Origin of the sequence: Chryseobacterium luteum (assembly GCF_000737785.1) — a bacterium.
Taxonomy (GTDB): domain Bacteria; phylum Bacteroidota; class Bacteroidia; order Flavobacteriales; family Weeksellaceae; genus Chryseobacterium; species Chryseobacterium luteum.
In genome coordinates this window covers 113,245-120,491 of record NZ_JPRO01000015.1, presented here as the reverse complement: position 1 = coordinate 120,491, position 7,247 = coordinate 113,245, and the positions used below count along the sequence as shown (strand labels likewise).

Sequence of the window (7,247 nt, the reverse complement as noted above, 5' to 3'; positions counted from 1 at the left end):
TGATCATTGGTATTCTGATTGAGGTTGATGGAAAAACCCGATTTATCAAGAAAAGGTTTTCCCTCCAAACTCAATGTGCAATACACGAGCGGACTCAGCTTGTCTGCCAAAAAATCTTTGAACGTTTTGGAAGAAAAGTGTTTTTTGAGATCATCGGGATGATTAAGCCGCATATTGCTTCCTAAATTTCCGGTGCCGAAACTATTTTCATCATCTAAATAGGACATAACTTTCTCTATTTTATTTGGATTTGTGTTGTTAAATTGGCCGAAAACAGAAAAGAATTTCTATTTCCACGTTTTTTCGTGAATCGCTCCGTTGACATCAAACTTCCTGGCAATCAAATGCATTTCAATCTGTAATGGTTCTGCATCTACGGAATTAAAATGTTCCGTGAATTTAATGCAGTACGCTTTTTCAAAAGTAAGCTCCTGAAGTTTGCTCATAGCATCTCTCCTGAAAAAAGTAATCGTCCCGTTCTTGGTCTGGTTATGATCGAGCATCCAGCCCAGAAGTTCAGGATTTCCGGTGCTCTCGATACGGATGAAGATTTCCCCGCCCTGAGGCATTCCCTGAGGCTTTCCTGTTCCGTCCGTTGCCTGTGTAAAGCTGTATTTACATTCTAAAATATTATACGTGTTACCGTCTAATTCTAATTTGGATAAAAAGGACATATTAGTAGTTTGTTGGTTAATGGTTGTCGGTTGATAGTGAATTATCTTTATTGATTCACTCACTACAATTTGAGAAAACTAAAAAATGGGCAATGCTTTATTGCCCATTCTTAATTTATTTACTTGTTACCAGGCCACTCATTTTCGTAAAAACCGCCTCCTAATTCAATCTTTCTTGCAGAGATCGTAAACGTTTCTGTCAAAGGATTATCACCCGTAGAATCAAAGTTCTCTTTGTGCTTTACCAGGTAACCTTCTGTAAATTTCAATTCCTTCAAGGTAGCATCGCTGTCTCTTTTGTAAAATACGATGCTCCCGTCTTTTCTTTCGAAAGAGTTGGTCATCCATTCGAAAAGTTCTGTAGAGTTGGTACCTTCTACTACAACATCAATCTTACCGCCTCTTGTTACGGTAGAGGGCCTCCCCGTTGCATCTGTCTCCTGGAATAATCCGTAGCTTACGTTTAGGGCAGTGAACTCTTTTCCTGCTACTTTGAATTTTGCTTTAAATGACATAATAAAAATATATTTTAGGTTTAAATATCTAATAACACCAATAATGGAAATATACCCCTGCACTTATAAATATATTTGTTCTTATAATGACCAACTAGGGAATATATTCTTGTCAAATCTATACATTATTTTTAGTTACACAAATAAATAATTGATAATTTTTAAAGTATTTTATTATGTTAAATATTAATTAATAGCAAAATAAATGAAATAATGACAATAATTATACAATTTTAATCAAATAAACTAAAAACGATAAAATTATATATCTTGTTTATTTTTATGAATTAAAATCAAATAATTTATTTACGTTGTTATTTCAACACTAATTCCTTTTTATACGCAACTTATTAAAAATCAAATTTCTACAAAAAACCAAATGCATATTTAAAGTAATTCATAAATAACCATACCCTTAAATAAATGAACTCTAATTTTTTTTAAAATTTACAAGCAAAGCTTTTAAATAAAAAAGCGTGGAAAATAATTTTCCACGCTGAAACACAAATTATGAATAATATAGAAATTAAATAATTTTAAAAAATTATTGAAAAAATAGTTATTCTATTTTCTAATTCCTACATCCTATTTCTGATTTTTATTTCTGTTCGTATTCTGTTTCCCATTCATTACCGTCATCTCCTTTGTGACCATCCATTTTGATAAGGAAGTTTTTAGCCGGGAAATAAGGTTTCATGTGAATATCTAAATGAATCCTGTCTTTTTGTACAGGATCCTGCTCGAATTTCCTGATTTCAAAATTTTCGATCAATTTACCAGGGCCGGTAATTCCATCAAGAAAACGAACAATCTGGTTCATAATTTCTTTTCTTGTAACTGCAGTAAAGTTTTCAAATGCTCTTCTGTTTAAGAAGTCCATCAATACTTTTGTAACATAATCGAAAACTCTTACAACAGAATAGGTCTGAAGTCCCAGGTTATCTCCGTTGAATAAAGTTTTACCTGAGAATGCCATTACTTTTCCGTACTCATTGACCATTGGGATAAGCCCCAGGTTTTCAAGATTGGCTATTTCACTTTTTTTCAAATCGAATTTAACACCGTCCACTTCATTGATTCCTCCAAACTTTTTACCTGCAGTTACCTGAGACATCAATGTATGGTAAATTTTTCCTGCTAAAGCGGCAGAAGGCGGGATAAATAAATCTTCAGTTTCGTTGATATCTTCAAATCTTCCTCTTCCAACCAACCAGTTGCAGGTCATTAAAACATTGGCTCTGTAAACATCACCTCCCGTCAAATACGCCTGGTCAAACATTTCCATTACATCATCCGGTTCATCCAGGTGTTCAAAATCGGTCACCAGCATTACTTTGTTTTCGTGAGCCAGTTTTGCCCATTTCTCCACCACTTTATTTGATCCTAAATACCCTGGAATAACAAGGATTCCATAGTTGCTTTTAAGATCTAATCTATCGTAATTGTCTGAAAGTTCAGCATGAATGGTGTCGATAAATCTTGTATTATCAAGATCTTTCAGCTGTTCAAGATTTGCATTGACAATCGTGATATTTTTCACCTTGTCAGATTCTGTATTTTTGTAGAATAAGGCAGCAGTTCTATAATTAGCTTCTAATTCTCTGGTAATATCAACTGCTTTTGATAAATTTTTAGAAAGTAAATCTTCGGAAGATTTCCTTTGATCTTCACAATTTGCAACCATATCAGTTAAAGAATCGTTTTTACTGATCACGTTTGCCCAAAGTTCAAGAGTTTTCTTTAAGGTTTCTCTTTCTTTTTCTTTAGCCAGCTCTGTCAAGAAGATTTTCCTTCTTGCCTTTCTGTCCGGATTGATGTTTTGTACGCCTTCAATAGATGTTTCCAACAAATCGAAACCTCCGTAACGGGCTAGTTTATTAAGACTGCTTTCTAAGGATGCAGACCCCTTTTTTTGTTCCAATACCGGAGCTGATGAAGCCTGTACTGATTCTTCCTGTTTTGCCATAGTTTGTGTTTTTTTTAGTTATTGTTGACAGTGTTGCTTTCCAATTCTTTGATTAATGACTGAAGGGTATCCAATAATCCTTTTTTAGCATCCGGATCTTCAAGAGCTGCTTTAAGAATTTTGTTTGTTTTCAGTTGCTTAATAATTTTTTGGTACTGATCCTTCTCTGTTTCAAGTCCACTTAAAAATCCACTTTGACCCGTGATTCCTTTTGTGCCAAAATCTCCCAGGTTTTTGAATTTTAAATTTTCCATTTTCACAGATCCTTCTGCATCTTCGAAATCCACTTTAATTTCCGGTTTGAAATGCTCAAAAACTTTATCAATAGTATTCAATCCTTCTACCAGCTCCGGTTTTACAGGATCATCTGCGGTAAGTTTTTGTGCTAAAAGCGTTCTGTTTTGAGGGATTTCAAAAATCGCCTCACTTGCATCCAGTGGAACTTCATTTCCACCAATTCCTTTGTTCGATAACATAAGTGTTTTTTTAAAGGGTTAATAAATGTGTTTAGTTAATATCATCAACTTTTTTAAGTGATATTTTTATTTTTCAAAGATCCTGTACGGATATATATTAGCAGAGGCGTTTTTTAGTTTAAGCAAAAAGCTCTCACATAAATATTCCCATTCTGAATCTTTAATTGAATCCTTTACATCAGGATTTCTGATCAAAAAGATGTCAATGGTTCTACTAAATCCTCCTTTTAAAGAAACTTCTTTTTTGGTTCCTTTAGAAACTTCTACATCTTTTATTGTACTTTTAAAGTGGTTTAATCCAAAAATTCTTATATCAGCCACTGTTACGATTCTGCCTCTTGTCAACAATGAATTTCTGTATTCCAAAATCTTATCCTGTGGAGACAGGCTTTTTCGTCCTCCGGTAGAAGACTTAATCATTACAGCTGTTTTGTCCAATGCTAAGACATCTGAACCTTCTACAGTTAAAATTGTGGCAGGTTTAATATCATTTCCTTCTTCTGCGTGTGTAAGCCAACATGAAACATTGCACGCAATTTCTGCATCCTGAGAATCAGAAGTAATAACCAAATAGGGGTTATTGGCTTGCGAAAAACTTTTTTCTTTTGCTAACTGGTGTAATGCCGCAACATTCTGGTTAATCTGCCTCAAGGTCTCCTTTGCCGAATCTCCGCCGATCCCTGAAAAAGCAGCCGTTTCATCTTTTATTAGTTCCAAAAGATATTGTAACAGTTCTGAAGCTCCCCGCTGGTCAAATCTTGAAACACCACCTTTTCTTAAAACTGCAGAAATTCCGTTGTTTTCAGCGGCATAATTTTTCACATCAAACCGTCGGCCTCTGTCATCAGCAACATAATCCAGGTCCAGAAAATAGTCATCTGACTGAATAGGGATGATATTGAGCCTCCCTGTTACACGGTGATGAGATGTTATATTATGAACATTTACAACGGGAATGCAGTTTAAAGTAACGCTTACATTTTCCAGCACTTCGCTTACAACCGCTTCTGAAAATTTGAATTTCAGCCATAAAATATCATCGTCATCTGAGAGTTTATTATCCTTAAAATACTTTTCAAACAGTTCTACCTTTTCAGGTTTATCAGTGTGTGATAATTTTTCTTTTAAAGTGAAAAAATTGGAAAAATAATATTGGTTGACATCTGTATAAATATGCTCAAGGTCCGAGTAGTTTTTAGTAACTATATTTTCAAGATTGATGTTTTCCTGATCAACATTGTAACCTTCGTGCAATGAAAACTTTTTTTCGCCGAAATAAATCTTTGCCTGCCTGAGATAATAAAAAAACAGTTCCTTCTGATAATTGTTGTTAATATCAATATAAAACATCAGATTTTCAAGATCTGCCTTTTCCTTGCAACGGACTCCCACCCACATTTCTCCGGAAGGAATATGCTGTTCTCCTTTTGATAAGAGGTCTGTAAAGAAGAAACTCTCTACACGGTTCAATGTATTTCCGTAAGCAATATATTCTACTTTCGCCGTTGTAAGCTTTGCTTCAATAGTAGGACAGAAGAAAACATCTTTACTTCCGCTTTCAACAGGATTGAATACGTTATGAATACGTTTACTCGTTTTAAAATGATTATATAAAGATATTTTTGACTGATTTTCCAAAGGAAAAACCTGGATCAATGATCTTGAAGGAATAACCCCGGAAACTTCTTCCGGAAACATAATTTCAAGAATTCTTTCTATAATTCTTGAACGCGAACTCTCCAGTTCAAACCCCAATTTCTCAAGTTCTGAAGCAGTTGCAGAAAGAAGCAGACTCACCACCGGGTCAAAGGAAGTTTCTGCTTCCAATTCATTGTAGCCCCAAAGTCTTGCTGCTCTTCTTAATATTCTATCTTTAATTCTTTCCTGATTCATTAGTCATTAGTGTCTTGTGTTTTTTAATATGAAAGGGGTCCTACAAAAAAGGAATTCTGGAAAAGAAAAGGCCTGTTGGTCTCTAAAACCTGTCCTTTCACAGAGATAACAACTCTTTTTTTCATTCTTCTTTTTCCAATGGTTCCCAGGTTATGGTCTTTTACAGAAACTTCTACGTCTTCCAGCAAAAGTCTTTTTTCGTGCATCACAATTGCTTTTTTCATAGAACTCACGATGAATTCTTTCAGGCTGTTATCCGTTTTAAGAAGGTCAAAATCCATTTCCCAAATTTCTGTCCCAAAGGTTTCATCAAACTTGCATTCTCCCAAAGCTGTTGTAGAAATAAGAAAAATCTGCTGGCTTATGGAATTATCAATAGAAATTTTATGGGCATCTTTCTTATTAACAATTGCCTCGAAATCCATTGGTATTTTATAGTATACTCCTCTCATTATTTCTAAAAATAAATCGTTCTCTTAATATTTCCTTTATCATCGTATTCAAAATTTTTCGCCACTTTGCTTCTTCTGATAATCTGCAATTCTACTTTTGGTGTGAGTTTCAAAAATTTTTCACGGTATAAAATATCTCCGATAAAGCTTTTACCATCATTATTATCGACAATGATAAAATACTGATTGATTTCATCCGGTTTTTCAAATTCATTGATGTTACCGGAATAAAGCATTATACTCTGTCCATTTCCCGAAAGCAGGTAAATAAGTTTATCCTGACTAAGACTTCGATGTCTGGAAATATCAAATTTTTCAATATTCTCGCGAAGCGGTTCATAGGCTATATTTTCATACAAAAAAGAAGTTTTATCAAACCGTTTAATTCCTAAAAAAGAAAGAAAACTTTTTTTAGTGGTCGTTTTTACAAAATTTAAAGTATCTCTTGTTACCTGATAAGCTTCGGTTTCGTTCGTTTTATCGTCAGTAACCGTAAGTTTATAAGTAGGAACCTCAACTTCTTTATTGTTTATTTTCAAATGAACCTTTCCAGCTTCCTGATCCGAAATAATCATTGATATGGAGTGCTTACGAAGTCCGGAATCGGTTCTCACAACAATTTCATCTTTACTCTCATTCGTAGCAGGGTCGATATTGGACATTCCAAGATTGAGGTTAAGTTCCGGAAGCGGGCTCATTTTTTTTCGTTTTTTTAATTTTTACTTCGTCAGTTTTTTTAATTTTATAAACAGACAAACAGTCCAGCTGATTGTCTATATCAATATTCTGAACTTCACTTACATACAGTTCATAGTTCTTTTTATAAGTGTATAATTTGATCAGATCGATATCATTAAGTCTCAGCTTTTCAAATTCCTTTTTACTGAGCTGTTTTGCAAAAAAACCATCACAATTCAGCGAAAAACCATTTTTATAGGTAACCACCTCTCCTGTTTTAAAAAAAACATCCAAAACCTTGTCTTTTTTTACACATACATTTTTGTCCAAAATCTGTATGTACATAAAAACTTTGTTTTTCCTTTTCCCCAACTGCAGTGTAGCATAAACATAATCGCTATTGTTAACCCTGAGGTATAATGGTGTAGTACTGGCAAATTGCTTTTTGTCAAGTTTTTGCCTGGTCTGTACAATTCCACAGTCATAGCTCGCATAGGAAATACCTGCACTGTCTGGAACAGCTTTCTGCTGAGCATTTGCCCGGAACATTCCCGAAAGAAAAATAATAAGAATGAATACTGAATTTCTCATTT

At 34.2% G+C, this 7,247-nt stretch carries 8 protein-coding genes and 1 pseudogene; all 9 read right to left on the bottom strand.

Annotated elements, in window-relative coordinates:
• Positions 1-227 (bottom strand): annotated as a pseudogene (locus IX38_RS16120) (hypothetical protein); the annotation flags it as partial.
• Positions 228-287: 60 nt separating this feature from the next.
• A complete protein-coding gene (gene tssD / locus IX38_RS16115; protein WP_034706670.1) occupies positions 288-674 on the bottom strand; it encodes a type VI secretion system tube protein TssD in 387 nt (128 codons plus the stop codon).
• A gap of 119 nt (positions 675-793) precedes the next feature.
• Complete coding sequence (tssD, locus tag IX38_RS16110; protein ID WP_034706669.1) at positions 794-1,189, bottom strand: type VI secretion system tube protein TssD; 396 nt, start codon at positions 1,187-1,189, stop codon at positions 794-796.
• A gap of 598 nt (positions 1,190-1,787) precedes the next feature.
• Positions 1,788-3,155 (bottom strand): DUF5458 family protein, encoded by a 1,368-nt coding sequence (locus tag IX38_RS16105; RefSeq protein WP_034706668.1) that lies wholly within the window; start codon positions 3,153-3,155, stop codon positions 1,788-1,790.
• 14 nt (positions 3,156-3,169) lie between these two features.
• Positions 3,170-3,631 (bottom strand): hypothetical protein, encoded by a 462-nt coding sequence (locus IX38_RS16100; protein WP_034706667.1) that lies wholly within the window; start codon positions 3,629-3,631, stop codon positions 3,170-3,172.
• A gap of 66 nt (positions 3,632-3,697) precedes the next feature.
• The gene (locus tag IX38_RS16095) at positions 3,698-5,524 is read right to left on the bottom strand and encodes a type VI secretion system baseplate subunit TssF (RefSeq protein ID WP_034706665.1); all 1,827 of its coding nucleotides are present in this window, start codon (positions 5,522-5,524) and stop codon (positions 3,698-3,700) included.
• A 23-nt stretch (positions 5,525-5,547) separates the two neighbouring features.
• Complete coding sequence (locus tag IX38_RS16090) at positions 5,548-5,949, bottom strand: GPW/gp25 family protein (protein ID WP_228377981.1); 402 nt, start codon at positions 5,947-5,949, stop codon at positions 5,548-5,550.
• A 32-nt stretch (positions 5,950-5,981) separates the two neighbouring features.
• Positions 5,982-6,674, bottom strand: coding sequence for a hypothetical protein (locus IX38_RS16085; RefSeq protein WP_034706661.1), 693 nt, complete (start codon positions 6,672-6,674; stop codon positions 5,982-5,984).
• Positions 6,652-7,245 carry a hypothetical protein gene (locus IX38_RS16080; protein WP_051884823.1) on the bottom strand — a complete coding sequence of 198 codons (594 nt, stop codon included), beginning with the start codon at positions 7,243-7,245 and terminating at the stop codon, positions 6,652-6,654. The genes IX38_RS16085 and IX38_RS16080 overlap by 23 nt, the downstream gene beginning before the upstream one ends.
• Between the last annotated feature and the right edge of the window lie 2 nt (positions 7,246-7,247).